General features: G+C 37.2%; 17 protein-coding genes and 1 pseudogene. 10 read left to right on the top strand and 8 right to left on the bottom strand.

The genetic code is table 11. The annotated features are described in order from the left end of the window. Window positions 1-15: 15 nt before the first annotated feature. A complete protein-coding gene (locus ORL93_RS20755) occupies window positions 16-1,341 on the bottom strand; it encodes an ArsB/NhaD family transporter (RefSeq protein WP_018767497.1) in 1,326 nt (441 codons plus the stop codon). Window positions 1,342-1,618: 277 nt separating this feature from the next. Here ORL93_RS20755 and kapD point away from each other — a divergent pair, with 277 nt between their 5' ends. Continuing rightward, complete coding sequence (kapD, locus tag ORL93_RS20750; protein ID WP_003201608.1) at window positions 1,619-2,242, top strand: 3'-5' exonuclease KapD; 624 nt, start codon at window positions 1,619-1,621, stop codon at window positions 2,240-2,242. Window positions 2,243-2,283: 41 nt separating this feature from the next. Here kapD and kapB read toward each other — a convergent pair whose 3' ends face one another. After that, window positions 2,284-2,667: a kinase-associated lipoprotein KapB gene (kapB, locus tag ORL93_RS20745; protein ID WP_018767498.1), complete on the bottom strand. Its 384-nt coding sequence runs from the start codon at window positions 2,665-2,667 to the stop codon at window positions 2,284-2,286. Between the two features lie 153 nt (window positions 2,668-2,820). Here kapB and ORL93_RS20740 point away from each other — a divergent pair. The 3 genes and pseudogenes from ORL93_RS20740 to ORL93_RS20730 all read left to right on the top strand — a co-directional run. Continuing rightward, window positions 2,821-2,958, top strand: a pseudogene (locus tag ORL93_RS20740) (ThiJ/PfpI family protein); the annotation flags it as partial. Next, complete coding sequence (locus ORL93_RS20735) at window positions 2,957-3,133, top strand: hypothetical protein (RefSeq protein ID WP_003201612.1); 177 nt, start codon at window positions 2,957-2,959, stop codon at window positions 3,131-3,133. The pseudogene ORL93_RS20740 and the gene ORL93_RS20735, both read left to right, overlap by 2 nt. Window positions 3,134-3,202: 69 nt before the next feature. Next, window positions 3,203-3,742, top strand: a complete 540-nt coding sequence (locus tag ORL93_RS20730; RefSeq protein ID WP_018767499.1) for a superoxide dismutase family protein — start codon at window positions 3,203-3,205, stop codon at window positions 3,740-3,742. A 35-nt stretch (window positions 3,743-3,777) separates the two neighbouring features. Here the strand turns inward: ORL93_RS20730 and ORL93_RS20725 are convergent, their stop codons facing one another. Then, a complete protein-coding gene (locus tag ORL93_RS20725; protein WP_265959433.1) occupies window positions 3,778-4,929 on the bottom strand; it encodes a MalY/PatB family protein in 1,152 nt (383 codons plus the stop codon). A gap of 117 nt (window positions 4,930-5,046) precedes the next feature. Between ORL93_RS20725 and ORL93_RS20720 the strand changes: the two genes are divergently transcribed. Then, window positions 5,047-5,298, top strand: coding sequence for a DUF1871 family protein (locus ORL93_RS20720; RefSeq protein ID WP_003201618.1), 252 nt, complete (start codon window positions 5,047-5,049; stop codon window positions 5,296-5,298). Between the two features lie 220 nt (window positions 5,299-5,518). Here the strand turns inward: ORL93_RS20720 and ORL93_RS20715 are convergent, their stop codons facing one another. Next, on the bottom strand, window positions 5,519-6,358 hold the full coding sequence (locus tag ORL93_RS20715; RefSeq protein ID WP_006096364.1) for an alpha/beta fold hydrolase: 840 nt from the start codon (window positions 6,356-6,358) through the stop codon (window positions 5,519-5,521). 108 nt (window positions 6,359-6,466) lie between these two features. After that, entirely contained in the window at window positions 6,467-7,459 is a 993-nt protein-coding gene (locus tag ORL93_RS20710; protein ID WP_097794076.1) for a 2-hydroxyacid dehydrogenase, read from the bottom strand. Between the two features lie 83 nt (window positions 7,460-7,542). Here ORL93_RS20710 and ORL93_RS20705 point away from each other — a divergent pair, with 83 nt between their 5' ends. The 3 genes from ORL93_RS20705 to yugI all read left to right on the top strand — a co-directional run bounded on the left by ORL93_RS20705 (window position 7,543) and on the right by yugI (window position 9,877). After that, entirely contained in the window at window positions 7,543-8,040 is a 498-nt protein-coding gene (locus tag ORL93_RS20705; protein WP_003201624.1) for an Lrp/AsnC family transcriptional regulator, read from the top strand. Next, entirely contained in the window at window positions 8,037-9,227 is a 1,191-nt protein-coding gene (locus tag ORL93_RS20700) for an aminotransferase (RefSeq protein ID WP_097794075.1), read from the top strand. The genes ORL93_RS20705 and ORL93_RS20700 overlap by 4 nt, the downstream gene beginning before the upstream one ends. Before the next feature lie 305 nt (window positions 9,228-9,532). Beyond that, window positions 9,533-9,877 carry a S1 domain-containing post-transcriptional regulator GSP13 gene (yugI, locus tag ORL93_RS20695; protein ID WP_018767503.1) on the top strand — a complete coding sequence of 115 codons (345 nt, stop codon included), beginning with the start codon at window positions 9,533-9,535 and terminating at the stop codon, window positions 9,875-9,877. A 119-nt stretch (window positions 9,878-9,996) separates the two neighbouring features. Here the strand turns inward: yugI and ORL93_RS20690 are convergent, their stop codons facing one another. After that, window positions 9,997-10,230, bottom strand: coding sequence for a DUF378 domain-containing protein (locus ORL93_RS20690; RefSeq protein WP_003201633.1), 234 nt, complete (start codon window positions 10,228-10,230; stop codon window positions 9,997-9,999). A 355-nt stretch (window positions 10,231-10,585) separates the two neighbouring features. On the opposite strand from ORL93_RS20690, the gene ORL93_RS20685 reads away from it, so the two are divergent. Together ORL93_RS20685 and ORL93_RS20680 are read left to right on the top strand one after the other, a co-directional pair. Continuing rightward, window positions 10,586-11,938: a glucose-6-phosphate isomerase gene (locus ORL93_RS20685; RefSeq protein WP_003201635.1), complete on the top strand. Its 1,353-nt coding sequence runs from the start codon at window positions 10,586-10,588 to the stop codon at window positions 11,936-11,938. A 541-nt stretch (window positions 11,939-12,479) separates the two neighbouring features. Then, complete coding sequence (locus ORL93_RS20680) at window positions 12,480-12,890, top strand: YugN-like family protein (protein ID WP_018782835.1); 411 nt, start codon at window positions 12,480-12,482, stop codon at window positions 12,888-12,890. Here the strand turns inward: ORL93_RS20680 and ORL93_RS20675 are convergent. Continuing rightward, window positions 12,880-13,875, bottom strand: a complete 996-nt coding sequence (locus ORL93_RS20675) for a potassium channel family protein (protein ID WP_097794074.1) — start codon at window positions 13,873-13,875, stop codon at window positions 12,880-12,882. The two genes, ORL93_RS20680 and ORL93_RS20675, sit on opposite strands and share 11 nt — an antisense overlap. 104 nt (window positions 13,876-13,979) lie before the next feature. Next, window positions 13,980-14,660, bottom strand: coding sequence for an MgtC/SapB family protein (locus tag ORL93_RS20670; RefSeq protein ID WP_003201638.1), 681 nt, complete (start codon window positions 14,658-14,660; stop codon window positions 13,980-13,982). Window positions 14,661-15,382: the final 722 nt, after the last annotated feature.

The raw sequence follows: 15,382 nt of genomic DNA, 5'->3' as shown, positions 1-15,382 counted from the left end.
TCCCGCTTTTTATACCTACATTAAGTAACGCAGATAAATATAAATGTGAGAAACAATTAATGAAACGATCATAATTGGGAAACCAACTTTTAAGAAGTCCACGTAGCTAAATCGGTGTCCTTCACGGCTTGCGATTCCAGCAACGATTACGTTAGCGGAAGCACCGATTAATGTTCCGTTTCCACCTAGACAGGCTCCTAATGCTAATGACCACCATAATACATCGATTTGTGCATCAGAAGGTGATAGACCAAGACCGACTGCCATATCGTTAATAAGTGGAATCATTGTTGCAACGAACGGAATGTTATCGATTGTTGCTGAAGCAATGCCGGATACCCATAAAATAAGGATGGATGCGTAAGAAACATCTCCACCTGTTAAACCGATTACTTTTTGGGCTAACATTTTGATAAGTCCGATATCAATAAGTCCACCAACGAGTACGAATAGACCGGCAAAGAAGAAAATTGTAATCCACTCTACGTGAGCGAATACTTCTTCAATTTCATGCTCTTTTACACCGATTAGCATAAGTACAGTAGCACCTGTTAATGCGATTACTGCGGCGTCAATGTGGAAAATAGAATGAGTCATAAAACCGAGGATTGTAAGTCCAAGTACAGTTAAAGATTTTTTCATTAGTACAGCATCTTTAATGTATTGTTTTTCGTCTAAGCTCATTAGTTTTTTAATTTGTATAGGGTCAGCAATTAACTGCTTGCGGTACATAAAGTAAATCATTGTCGCGGTAACAGCGATAATAATTAGTACGATTGGGGCTAAGTTGAATAAGAAAGCATTAAAATCTAAATGCTTGTTTGCAGAACCAATCATAATGTTTGGTGGGTCACCAATTAATGTTGCAGTTCCCCCAATATTTGAAAAAATAATTTCGGAAAGTAAATATGGAACAGGATTTACTTGTAAAATACGCGTAATAGATAAAGTAACGGGAACAACAAGAAGTACAGTTGTTACGTTATCTAGAAATGCGGAACCGAGCGCGGTAAGCAAAGAAAGAGAAATTAAGATTTTAATTGGATTTCCTTGTGCTTGTTTAGCGGCTTTAATTGCAACATATTGGAATACGCCTGATTTACTTGTAATGTTTACTAATATCATCATACCGATCAGTAGCGTGATGGTTCCCCATTCAATATGTTTTGTAAAAGCGTTGTGCAAGTCGACGACACCAAAGATGACCATAAGTGCTGCACCGAGAAGTGCGATAACAGCACGGTTAATTTTTTCTGAAATGATAATGGCATATGTAATTAGAAAGACTGCGATTGCAAAGTAATATTGCCAGTTAGCGATTTCTTGCGTTGTTTCGTGCAAAAATTCCATCTCCTTTCGGGTAACTTTTCTTAGTGTGTCATAAATTTCTGGAAGAAACACACTTAAAGCCATTATAAAGTAGAAAAATGTCGGATGTAAATGAAAGGGTTTGTTTTGTCATATTTTCTGTACAAATGAATTTTTCTTCTTTTTAAAAATATTTGTGGTTATTTGACATATACATAAGATACATCAATCTGAATGTATCTTATGTAATAGCATTCGAGCCTGTTCGTGTAGGAGTACAAAGTAGACAGAATGATAAGGAAGGGATCGTATGGATGGACAACAATTTTTATTTTTGGATTTTGAGTTCACGATGCCTCAAAATAGGAAGAAACCAAAGGGGTTTTTTCCAGAAATTATTGAGGTAGGACTCGTATCAGTTGTTGATTGTGTAGTGGAAGATACGTATTCATCGTATGTACGACCGGAAACTTTTTCATGCTTAACAGAGCGGTGTAAAAAATTTTTAGGAATTAATCAGGAAGCGGTAGACGGAGGAATTTCTTTTTTGGAACTTGTCGAGAAACTTGTACAATATGAAAAACGTTGTCAAACAACAATTGTAACGTGGGGCAATATGGATATGAAAGTATTGAAGCATAATTGTGAGGCCATAGGTGCCGAGTTTCCTTTTTCGGGGCAATGCCGAGATTTATCACTCGAGTATAAACGTTTCTTTGGCGAACGGAATCAAACTGGATTATGGAAAGCGATTGAAGCGTATGGGAAAGTAGGAACAGGAAAGCATCATTGCGCGCTTGATGATGCGATAACGACCTATAATATTTTTAAACTGGTTGAAAAGGATAAAGAATATTTAGTAAAGCCATCTCCCCCGACTTTAGGTGAGCTCATCGATTTTTCAAAGGTGTTAAAGAAAGTGAGTACACAATAGCGACCAAATTACAAACTGTGTAATTTGGTCGTTTTGTTTTTTTACAGCTTGTAATCTTGTTTTAACTGCTGGAGTGCCTGCAAACTACGCCTCGCAAACGGACCATCATCTTCTGAGAATTCATTCATTTGTGCTTCTAGTGCGGATTGTAAGGATTCTTTATAATCCGGAATATCGCCCTCGTATTTTTTCACCATTTGCTGCGGGATATTTGTTTGCTCCCTGAATGCTAAAGCGCGTCTTTCATGGAAAAATGGAACATCCGCTTGTTTTACATTATGTAAATCACCTTGCGTCGGATGTTTTAAAACAGCTAACACTTTCACAACGTAACTTCCAGGACGGCTGTTTGTAATTTCACCGATATACTTTCCTGTTTTATAGATACCAGTAACGATATCACCAATTTGGAATGTTTCGCTCATATTTTTCACCTCAATTTTATAGTAAGGAAAGTGGGGAATAGAGTCAAAGAAATCATTTGCTGGAGAATGATTTTGAGAAGTTAGGTGTGATTGTGATCAGAGAAATGTTATAATTCGAAATGATATAACAGAAAATTCTGAGGAATCGAAAGGATGAAGGTATGTATCGTTTGCTTCGATGAATTCACAGGTATAGATGTATTTTTGCCGTGGGATTTACTGAATAGAGTAAACTCGATTGGAAGAATAAAAAATTGGGACGTTAAACTTGTAGGGAGGAGTGATCTTCATGATGCCTTTATATTTTCCAGAAGATAAAACAGAATATATTATTCCAGGGATTGTTTGTGTTTTATTTATAATCGGTGCGATTGCAACATGGCGCATGTTTATTCGCGTATCAAAGAGAGAGGCGGAACGTTTGGAGAAAGTGGAGCGAAAGCTGTTAGCGGAAAAGAAACACTAATTCGTTTTTGTATGTTTCCCTCTATGCTCGGACAATCTAAGGGCAGAATGTATTCTGGAGGGAATTGTGATGAAAAAGCAGCTTTTATTCGGGTGTTGTTTGCTGTTTCTTATGGCAGGTTGTGATAAAGGAAATCCGAAAGAAATCGATGTGAAATTATATAATGCTTCTGGTGATAAAGTTGGAACAGCAAAAGTGAAGCAGCAAACAAGTGGTGTGAAAATATCCATTAAGGCAGAAGGATTTTCGCCAGGTGTACATGGATTACATATTCATGAAATTGGAGAGTGTAAAGCACCACGTTTTATATCAGCTGGTAATCATTTTAATTTAGAGAAGAAAAAGAAACATGGACTTATGAATCCAAAAGGTGCAGAGAATGGTGATTTGCCGAATGTTATTGCGGATGATACAGGAAAGATTAAGGCGGAGATTGAAGCGCCTAATGTATCACTTCAAGAAGGGAAAACAACGCTGCATCGAAAAGATGGTGCGTCTATCATTATTACGGAAAAGCCTGATGATGGTATGACGCAACCTGCTGGAAATTCAGGGAATCGAATTGCTTGTGGCGTCATTGTAGAAAAGGCAGCCGCTAAGAAAAAGTAGAAGCTACCTTTGAAAGGGTAGCTTTTTTCAGTTAATTATGAAAATGCACACTTAAGTCTATGTAGTATTTCTTCAAGTTGTCTTCTTGAACAGCCGATGTTAATCCGAATATGTTGTTCTCCACCTGCTCCGTATTTTTCACCTGGTTCAACGATAATTTTCCCGTTTTCTTCAAGCTGTTTTGTTCGTTCTTTTTGAGATAGGTCAAGGCGAGAACAGTCGACCCATAGTAAAAAAGTACCTTCTGATTGAATAACGGAAAGGGTAGGGATATGCTGCTTGATAAATTCACAAGCAAATCGGGCATTTTCTTCTATATATAAACGCATTTCTGCTAGCCAATCGTTACACTCTGTATAGGCGCTTTGCATTGCTACATAAGCAAATGTATTTAACCCATGAAAGCCTTGACGGTGTTGCACAGCTGTAAAGGCATTTCGAAGTTTTTTGTCAGGAATAATAATAATAGATGCCTGTAAGCCTGCGATATTAAATGTTTTACTTGGCGCCATGCAAGTGATTGTACGCGCTGCTAATTGTTTTGACAATGAAGCAAATGGCGTGTGTGTATGACCTGAGAAAATAAGGTCTGCATGAATTTCATCTGAGATAACGGTTACATTATATTGTTCACATAGCGTGCCGAGTTTTGTAAGCTCGTCTTTTGTCCAAACGCGACCAACCGGGTTGTGTGGACTACAAAGAAACATAAGTTTTACACCTTGCTGAAACTGTGTTTCCAAATGTTCAAAATCCATTGTGTATGTGCCGCCCTGTAAAAGTAATGGACTTTCCCATACATGACGGTTATTTTTTGTGACCATGTCAAAGAATGGGGGATAAATAGGTGGTTGTACAAGTACGGTATCATTTTCAGTTGTGAAAGCCTGTACACTAGTGCTAAGAGCAGGAACGATACCTGAACTAAATACAATCCATTCTTCTTTTATATCCCAATTGTATGCACTTTTTGTCCAACGACAAATAATATCTGTTATTTCTTCAGGTGGCATTGTATATCCGAAAATAGGATGCCCAAGGCGTTTTTGCAGTGCAGATTGAATTGGCTGTGGAATAGGGAAATCCATATCTGCAATCCATGCGTGTAACAATTCTTCATTCTTATATGTATCCCACTTTACACTATGTGTTCCCCGGCGGTTTACAGTTTTATGAAATTGCTGCATCTTTTTTGCTCCCTTCTACTTGAATCTATAATTTTGTGAAAGTTCCTCCCTTCTTCTAGAATAGCTGATGTGATACGATAAAGAAAAGAGTGAAAAATAGGAAAAGGCGGGAAGTAGATGGGCGCATATGAAAAGATGGTGGAAATGGTGAAGAATTGGGATCCTTTTCAAATGGGACCGGAATTTTATGAAACAGAAGCAAGCGATGTTGTGTACGTGGTAAGTGCGTTTGACGATCCGAAATATATTGCAAAAAAAATACAGCATATTTATTTTATGTCGTTTGAAGAAGTACCCGCTATTGAAAAATGCGAGAAATTAGCACAGGAATTACTCGTATTAAAAGAAGGCGGAAGTTGTTCATTGTAGGCTGTCGGAAGTTCCGACAGCTTTTTTAGTAGGAAGTTTATCCCGCATTAACTGGCAGTAGCACTCCCACCTCAAAATTCAGCGAAAGCAAAGAAATTAGATCGGGGATGAAGACCTTCCACTGAATAAAGTTTCACTTTATATCGTACCTTTTAGAATGGTTGATATGTTGTGTCGAAGCGCCGATATATTTTAAAAAGCGCTGATGTGTATATGAATACTATTGTGCTGAAAATGCTATGATTTCTTCATATACATGTTCTGGCTTTTCCTCTGGTAGCAAGTGTCCTGTATTTTCGTATGAAATAAATGTAGAGTTTGGCAAGTCTTTGTGTAGCCGGTGCCCGACATGAACAGGAACAACGCGGTCTTTTTCACCCCAAATGAGTAAGGTTGGGGTCTCGATCTTTCGTAATTCAGCTGATGATAAATCTCCTTCTCGGTCCCGGATCATTCGCGTTAAAGCAGGGAAAATGCGGTTATCATAAAAGGGAGCAGCGTACCCTTCCATCATTTCATCATCAATTAAAGAGTGGTCATGAACGACATTCATTAAATTATGAACGATGCCTCTTCTTATAATCCAATTTTTTACGTATAAATGAAAGAACGGTAAATAGGAAGAGTAGATGAGCGGAAACTTTGCTCGTGTTAAGTAGCTTGAGCTACATAGTAAGATTGTTTTTGTAATTAAATCAGGACGTATGCGATTCACATAGAGTGAGATTTGTCCGCCCATTGAATGACCGACTAGCACAATGTTTTGGAGTGCTAAGTGTTCCATTAAATCGATAATTATAGTTGCTAAATTATGATAGGAATATATAAATTGGTTGGACTTATCACTTTTTCCGAACGGTGGTAAATCAAGTGCGACAACCGTTCCTTCTTTTGCAAGCAGTGGGATAAGTCGTCGGTAACTAAATGAGGATGAGAGAAAACCGTGAACGAGTACAAAAGTTGGTTTTTCCTCATTACTCTGGTGTTCATACAATTCGTAATGAACAGTAGTGCCGCGAGTGGAAAAAGTGAAGTAGGGATGCTCTAGCTCATGTTTCATTTTCTTTCACTCCATTGATTTTTTTCATATCATCTCCTAGTAGAAAAAGATTTATGTTAACAAAAAAAGGCAAGATGGGGTCCATCCTACCTTTTTCAGTGCTAAGTGTTATCCTCGTACAATATTAGGCGGTGTTTTTCCTTGTAACCCTGCAACTAAATTTTCTGCAGCAGTCATTGCCATTTGGTGTCTTGTCTTTAATGTCGCAGATCCGATGTGCGGCAGCGTAACGACGTTTGTTAAAGATAATAACGGATTATCTTTTTCGACCGGTTCCTGTGTAAATGTATCGATACCTGCTGCAAAGATTTTCTTTTGTTTCAGTGCGTCGATTAATGCAGGTTCATCAACTGTTTTCCCGCGGGAAGCATTAATGAAAATAGCTGTTTCTTTCATTAATGAAAATTCCTTTTCTCCAATGAGCTGATATGTTTCTTCTGTTAATGGTGTTAAAAGAACAATGAAATCAGATTGCTTTAGTAGTGTGTGTAAATCACAGTACGCGGCATCAAATTTTTGTTCGGCCTCTTCCTTACGACGCCGATTATAATAAAGGACATTCATATCAAATCCAAATTTTGCGCGCTTGGCAACAGCTTCTCCAATTCGCCCCATTCCAATAATCCCAATTGTACTATGATGTACATCCAGTCCGAAGTGCTTTTTTGTAATTTCGGCATTCCAATTACCGTCTTTTACATAAGAATCAAGCTCACATACGCGTCGTCCGGCTGATAGCATAAGAGCGAAAACAAGATCGGCCACTGTATCATCTAATACATATGGAGTATTTGTTCCAATCACGTTTCTGCCCTGCATCGCTTCTAAATCAAAGTTATCATAGCCAACAGAAATGTTGCTCACAATTTTTAAGTGAGGAGCTGCTCGCAATAACTCTTCGTCGATTTTTGTCCCAAAGTTAAGCAAGCCATGTTTATCTTTTATTTTTTCTAATAGAACTTCACGAGGAATCTTTTCACTACTATCCCATTTTTCATATTCACAATGCTCGGAGAGATATGTTTCTACAAATTTTGGAACGCGTTCAGCGATATATACTTTTGGTTTCACGGTTTCCGCCCCTTTCTTTTTCATTTTCACATAATTCTCTAAAAAAATCTTCTTTTCAAACATAAAAAGGTGTCTGTATAATTTAAAAACAAACAAAAGGAAGGATGAAGAATATGGTGACTGAAAAAGAATTAGAATTATTAGCTTGTCTTGAAAAAAGTAGTCGTTTATCCGTAGAAACTTTAGCAAAAATGTTAAATATAAAAGTAGAAGCAGTAAAAGAAATGGTTGAGAAATTAGAAAGAGAAAAAATCATTGTTGATTATGTTACACATATAGATTGGACAAAAGTAAAAGAACATAGCGGTTTAACAGCTATGATTGATGTGAAAGTTACACCGAAGCACGGTGTTGGCTTTGATTCTGTTGCAGAACAAATTTACCGTTATTCAGAAGTGAAATCGGTTTATTTAATGTCAGGGACATACGACCTTTCTATTACGTTGGAAGGAAAAAGTATGAGTGAAGTGGCAAGTTTTGTTTCTGAAAAGTTAGCAACAATTGAATCAGTTGTGTCAACAACAACACATTTTATTTTGAAAAAATATAAACATGAGGGACTTATTTATGACAAAACTGATGATGATAAACGGATTGTGGTGGCACCATGAAGCAGTTTGAACTATCAAGAGCAGCAGAATCTTTACAACCATCCGGTATCCGTAAGTTTTTTGACTTAGCGGCAGGTATGAAAGGTGTTATTTCACTAGGGGTGGGAGAGCCGGATTTTGTTACACCATGGCATGTGAGACAGGCATGTATTCGTTCGTTAGAAGAAGGATACACAGCATATACTGCGAATGCAGGATTATTGGAATTACGTCAAGAAATAGCAAAGTATCTTCAAAAGCAATTTCATGTTTCCTATAATGCAGATGAAGAAATTATTGTTACAGTTGGAGCGAGCCAAGCGTTAGATGTTGCGATGCGCGCTATTGTAAATCCTGGCGATGAAGTGATCATCATTGAACCGAGCTTTGTATCATATGGCCCACTTGTTACATTAGCTGGAGGAGTGCCAGTTCCGGTAGCAACTTCATTAGAGAATGCATTTAAAGTACAGCCGGAGCAAATTGAAGCAGCGATTACAACAAAAACAAAAGCAATTTTACTTTGTTCTCCAAATAATCCAACAGGAGCACTTTTAAACAAGTCTGAATTAGAAAAGTTAGCAGTAATCGTTGAAAAGTATAATCTCATTGTATTATCTGATGAAATTTATGCGGAGCTTGTATATGACGAGGCTTATACGAGTTTTGCGAGCATTAAAAATATGCGTGATCATACGATTTTAATTTCAGGATTTTCAAAAGGATTTGCGATGACTGGATGGCGCCTTGGAATGATTGCGGCTCCTGTCCAATTTTCAGAGTTGATGCTGAAAATTCATCAATATTCAATGATGTGCGCACCAACGATGTCACAATTTGCAGCATTAGAAGCGCTTCGTTTTGGAAATGATGAAGTCATTCGAATGAGAGAAAGTTATAAAAAGCGCCGTAATTTTATGACGACATCGTTTAATGAAATGGGCTTAACGTGTCATGTGCCAGGCGGAGCATTCTATGTGTTTCCTTCGATTTCTTCAACAGGATTATCCTCAGCAGAATTTGCGGAACAATTATTGCTAGAAGAAAAAGTTGCAGTTGTACCTGGAAGTGTGTTTGGTGAGAGCGGTGAAGGGTTTATTCGATGTTCATATGCAACTTCGCTTGAACAATTAATGGAAGCCATGAAGCGAATGAAACGATTTGTAGAAAATAAAAAAAGGACAAAACAGAATACGTTTTGTCCATAAAAGGGGGGGAATACTAGAAAGCCATGTGTTAGTATTCTATCCCAATATTTGAAAATTATACTTACTAAAGGAAACTTTTTCATGAATTTTGAATGAAATGGGAGCTGGTGGTATAATTTACTAATATAGAGTGAAGTTTTTCTCAAGTGGGATATTTCTTTCCGCTTGAGAATGAGTCTTCACCAATTGGATATTTATGAGCAGTTACTCACTTTGCGTATACATGCGTTTAAATGTTAAGGTGGGTACTTTTACTGCAACCTGCAAATAGCAGGGAAACTGGTAAACGTATGGGAGTGTTTCATATGTCAGAACAATACACAACAGGAGTGGTTGTAAAAGGGAAAGTAACTGGAATTCAAGATTACGGTGCATTTGTAGCATTGGATCAAGAAACACAAGGACTTGTGCATATATCTGAAATTACAAATGGGTATGTAAAAGATATTCATGATTTTTTAAAGGTTGGAGATATAGTAGAAGTAAAGGTACTTTCAATTGATGAAGAACACAGAAAAATGAGTTTATCGTTAAAAGCAGCAAAGCGTAAGCAAGGAAGAATTATCGTACCAAATCCATCTGATAAAGGATTCAATACGCTTCGCGAGAAGTTAACAGAGTGGATTGAAGAATCACAGTTAACAAAATAAAAGAGAGTCGCTAAATTAGCGATTCTCTTTTATTTTATTATGATATATATTAGCAAATATGATTGCATGCAATCATATTCGTATGTCGGATGGGAAGTGCGAAGTCCGTGCTTCGCTTATTATCGAACTTCGCGTGTTTCTGGGTGTGTTCCGAGATTTTCGGATGGTTTAAATAATAAACCAAGGTTAATCAGCCCAGAAATACCAACGATACCGTAAATGATTCGTGCAAGTGCTGAACTTTGCCCACCGAAGATAGCTGCTACTAAATCAAATTGAAAGAATCCAATTAGTCCCCAGTTGACGGCACCAATTACAGTGAATACTAAAGCAATACGTTGTAAAGTACTCATCTTGAGTAACCCTCCTTAAATTTGAAGCATAAGCAAGCCTTTAGTTTTCGTGAGTAGTAAGAATCCACCTATATGAGGTTGGTGGGTATAAAGCGAAATCCGAAAATGGAAGTGCGCCTTCTACAACTTAACTCTCTTATAGAATGACTCTCCTTTGTTGTTTTTATACACAAAAAATATTCATTACAGGATGTATATACATCTATACTTAAAAATGCGAATTTTTATGCAAAAAATGAACTTTTTTTAAAAAATACATATTGGTTACGTTTACAATTCTCCAATTGCTTGATTTACAATCCCAGTTTCGCTAAAGTGAATACAGAAATACATATACATAATTGGAGGGAAAAAAATGAGCACACATGTGACGTTCGATTATTCTAAAGCGTTATCGTTCATCAGTGAACAAGAACTAACTTATTTACGTGATGCAGTAAAAGTATCACACCATGCAATCCATGAAAAAACTGGAGCTGGGAACGATTTCCTTGGGTGGGTAGAGCTTCCGCTTCAATATGATAAAGAAGAATTTGCTCGCATTCAAAAAAGTGCAGAGAAAATTAAAAATGACTCTGACATTTTACTTGTTATAGGTATTGGTGGTTCTTACTTAGGAGCACGTGCAGCAATTGAAATGTTAAACCATTCTTTCTACAATACGCTTTCTAAAGAACAACGCAAAACTCCACAAGTGCTATTTGTTGGACAAAACATTAGCTCCACTTATATGAAAGATTTAATGGATGTATTAGAAGGTAAAGATTTCTCCATTAACGTTATTTCCAAATCAGGTACAACAACAGAACCTGCAATTGCATTCCGTATTTTCCGTAAATTGTTAGAAGAGAAATATGGAAAAGAAGAAGCGCGTAGACGTATTTATGCAACAACTGATAAAGCGCGTGGTGCTTTAAAAACATTAGCTGACGAAGAAGGATACGAAACATTCGTAATTCCAGATGATGTTGGCGGTCGTTTCTCTGTATTAACACCAGTTGGTTTATTACCAATTGCAGTGAGTGGTTTAAATATTGAAGAGATGATGCAAGGTGCAGCTGCCGGACATGATGACTTTGCAAAATCTGAGCTGGAAGAAAACCCTGCTTACCAATATGCAGTTGTACGTAATGCTCTATATAATAAAGGAAAAACGATTGAAATGCTTGTTAACTATGAGCCAGCACTTCAATATTTTGCTGAGTGGTGGAAACAACTATTTGGCGAAAGTGAAGGGAAAGATCAAAAAGGAATTTTCCCATCTTCAGCAAACTTCTCTACTGATTTACATTCATTAGGTCAATATATTCAAGAAGGACGTCGTGACTTATTTGAAACAGTTCTTAAAGTAGGAAAATCTACACATGAACTAAAAATTGAATTAGATGAGAACGATTTAGATGGTCTGAACTACCTTGCTGGTGAAACAGTAGACTTCGTAAACACAAAAGCATACGAAGGTACATTACTAGCTCATAGTGATGGCGGGGTACCAAACTTAATCGTAAACATTCCAGAATTAAATGAATACACATTCGGTTACCTTGTATACTTCTTTGAAAAGGCATGTGCGATGAGCGGTTACCTATTAGGTGTAAATCCATTTGACCAACCAGGTGTAGAAGCATACAAGAAAAACATGTTTGCTCTTCTTGGAAAACCAGGATTCGAAGAATTAAAAGCAGAATTAGAAGAACGTTTGAAGTAAGAAAAGCGGAAGCGGCTTGCTCAGAACCGCAAGGCATTGGAGTTCTCGACGAAGAAGTGTTTTTTACTTCGACCGAGAGAGCGAAATGACCGAAGGTTCTAGCCGTTGTAGCTGGATAAAAGAAAAGCGGAAGCGGCTTGCTAAGAACCGCAAGGCATTGGAGTTCTCGACGAAGAAGTGTTTTTTACTTCGACCGAGAGAGCGAAATGACCGAAGATTCTAGCCGTTGTAGCTGGATAAAAGAAAAGCGGAAGCGGCTTGCTAAGAACCGCAAGGCATTGGAGTTCTCGACGAAGAAGTGTTTTTTACTTCGACCGAGAGAGCGAAATGACCGAAGGTTCTAGCCGCTGTAGCTGGATAAAAGAAAAGCGGAGAAAGCTATCGGGATAGTCCCGATAGCTTTTTTTATTGGAAAGATTGGGATGAGACTTGTCGAATGTTACTGAATAGTCGATAAGTTGTGTCGAATCACCGATATATCGATATTAGAACAAATACGAATCGGGCATGCTAAGGAAAAAGTCTAGGAAGGATGAATAGCTTGATTCCAATTCAATCAAATTTAGAAGGCCATACATATGCCCTTTTTAAATTAGAAGAAGTATTAAAACCGCTTGGTTATAGTATCGGCGGCAATTGGGATTACGACAAAGGATGCTTCGATTATAAAGTAGATGAGGAAGATGGGTATCAATTTTTAAGAGTACCATTTACAGCAGTTGAAGGAGAGCTGGATGTACCAGGAGTAGTTGTTCGCCTTGATACACCGTATCTTCTTTCACATGTATACCAAGACGAACTGGATGATCAGGTAAATACATTAGCAGCTGGAGCAAGTGGGTTAGATCAATTTGCAGAGCCACAAGATGCAGATGGGAATATAAAAAGAAAATATATTGATATTGGAAAGGCATTAGTAAAAGAGTTGGAAAAGCATCTCATTAATGTTTAATTACGATAAATACGTCGCTTTCAATAGTAACGAAGGAATGAATGGGATTGATGTGATATTGTTCATTCCGCTGTACACCTAGCAGTAGGGTGCCTTGTTTTAAAAGGAGGCTACTGCAAGCTTCGAAAGTTTTTCCGCTATAAGATGTAGGAACAGTCATCAGCTGCAATTTACTTTCCGAGATTTCATTATAAAGTGTAAATAATACACCTGAAATAGAAGGGAATAAAAGAGATGCAGTAAAGACGTAGCTTGTTAATTTATTTCCTTCTATAATTTCTGTCGCTCCCGCTCTAGTTGCATTTTGAACTTGTTCAGAAGTGAGTAGTTCAGCGATACAGTGAATATTTGGATTCAGTCCTTTAGCAGTTAAAATGTTTAAAATTGATTGTGTGTCAGCTAAGCTTTCATTTTTTTCTTTATCTGCCGTTATTAAAATCGTATGGGCTGTTTTGATATTTGCTTTTAATAAAGTTTGATCATGGTGTGGACATCCTTTAATAAACTCTAAGTGATGGAAAGGTTTTGGAAGCAAGGAAAGGGTTGCATCGATGAGTACGATATCAAGGTCTGGTTGTAACACATGCATTTGGCTCACGACTTGTTTTGCACGCTCATTCCAGCCGACAATAATCATATGACCATGACAAGAAGCAGCTTCTTCGCCTTTAATTTTCATATATTGCTTACTAATCATTTCGGTAGCGAATAATACCATATAATAGGAGCAGAAACCTGTGCCTAATAAAATGAGAATCATGCCTGTAAGTTTTCCTGCAGGTGTATGTGGAACGTAATCACCGTAACCGACAGTAAAGGTTGTAACAAGCGCCCACCAGATTCCATCAAACCATGTAGAAAAGTAAGTGGGTTCTAATTTATATATTAGAAAACCAAAAACAGTAATAAGTACAACAATGAAGCTAATTAAGCGGAAAATAATGGAGTCGCGAAATACATCTACTAGGTTAGCTCGTGATTTCAAACTTATATTCCTCCTCATTTTGTATAGCTACATTGTTACCATTATGAAAAAAAGAAAAACTCTCTGTTTTGTAAGAGAGTTTTTTCAGTAGTTCATAAGGAATACTACATACTTTCAACTTCCGTTTGCTGTACACTCTCTAAATGTTGCAGCGCATAATAGACGTCAGCTGTATGTCTTTTTTGATCGACAGACAATTTTAGTTGTAAAAAGTGTGAACCATTTTCTAATGTTTTGAGTTTCATGTTTTTTACTTTTATGTCCATTGCTTTTATTTCTTCAATAACAATAGGGATATTGTTCATATTGCTTACAACAAGTTTGACAGCGATATCTCGTTGCCGGAGTGACCTAGGACCTAAAACTTTCATTGTTAATGGAATGAGTTCGACGCTAATCATAAGAAAACACATGCCGAAAATTGCTTCAAGATAAAAACCAGCCCCCACAGCGATTCCAATACCGGAAGCTCCCCAAATCATAGCGGCGGTAGTTAAGCCTGCGATACTGTCATTTCCTCTTCTTAAAATAACACCGGCGCCTAAAAAACCAATTCCAGATACAATTTGAGCTGCAAGGCGAAGGGGATCCATGTTGATATGATCTGTATGAGGTAAGTTATAAGCTGATTTAATAGAAACAATCGTGAGGAGACAGCTAATAATTGAAATGACTAAGCACGTTTTTAAACCAAGTGGTTTTCTTTTCAATTCACGTTCTAAACCGATAGCAAATCCTAAAATAGCAGAGAGACCTAACTTGATTAGTAAATCGGTATAGTCCATATGTATATTCCTCCTTGTAAGTTTGTTCGATGTAGTGGTGATGACAATCTATCAATAGAAAGTTCATCTTATAAAGTTGTGAATTGTATCTTTGTAAAGAATATGGATAAGAAGTTATAAACGCGTTGAGACGAATTGAAATGTAGAGAAAAACTGTGTTGATGGAAGATGGGCTGTATGTAAAGAAGAATATTCTATATAAATACAAATTGAAAAACTTACACAAACCTTTTTTAGGCGGGAGAGAGAATCCATCCATGCATAGAAGCGGTCAGCCCCTCTTCCAACCCCATGCCAAGTGAAAGTAAAGAGAGGAACCGAATGCAGGTCACTTCTTGTTCTGTAATAGCAATGATTTATATGTTAGAAAATCAAAATGGATATATATTATATTAATTATATGACGTAAATAGAGAAACTTGGCTATTTTTTATAAAAAGTTTTAAAAGGGTGTTGCATTTCATTTTTCTACATGCTATATTAATAACCGTCGCTGATGCGAAACAGCAGAAAGCGAAAAAAGAAATTAAAAAACTTAGTTGACATCGAAAAACGAAGATGTTAACATAAGGAAGTCGCAAATGAGCGGCAAACAAGTTCTTTGAAAACTGAACGAAACAAACAACGTGAAACGTCAATTTTTATTTTAGATGCTAGACAAACTAACTTTATTGGAGAGTTTGATCCTGGCTCAGGATGAACGCTGGCGGCGTGCCTAATAC

The organism is Bacillus sp. DHT2, assembly GCF_026241455.1.
GTDB lineage: Bacteria > Bacillota > Bacilli > Bacillales > Bacillaceae_G > Bacillus_A > Bacillus_A pseudomycoides.
Note: the sequence above shows the minus strand (reverse complement) of the source record. Positions and strands in the feature narration are given on the sequence as shown.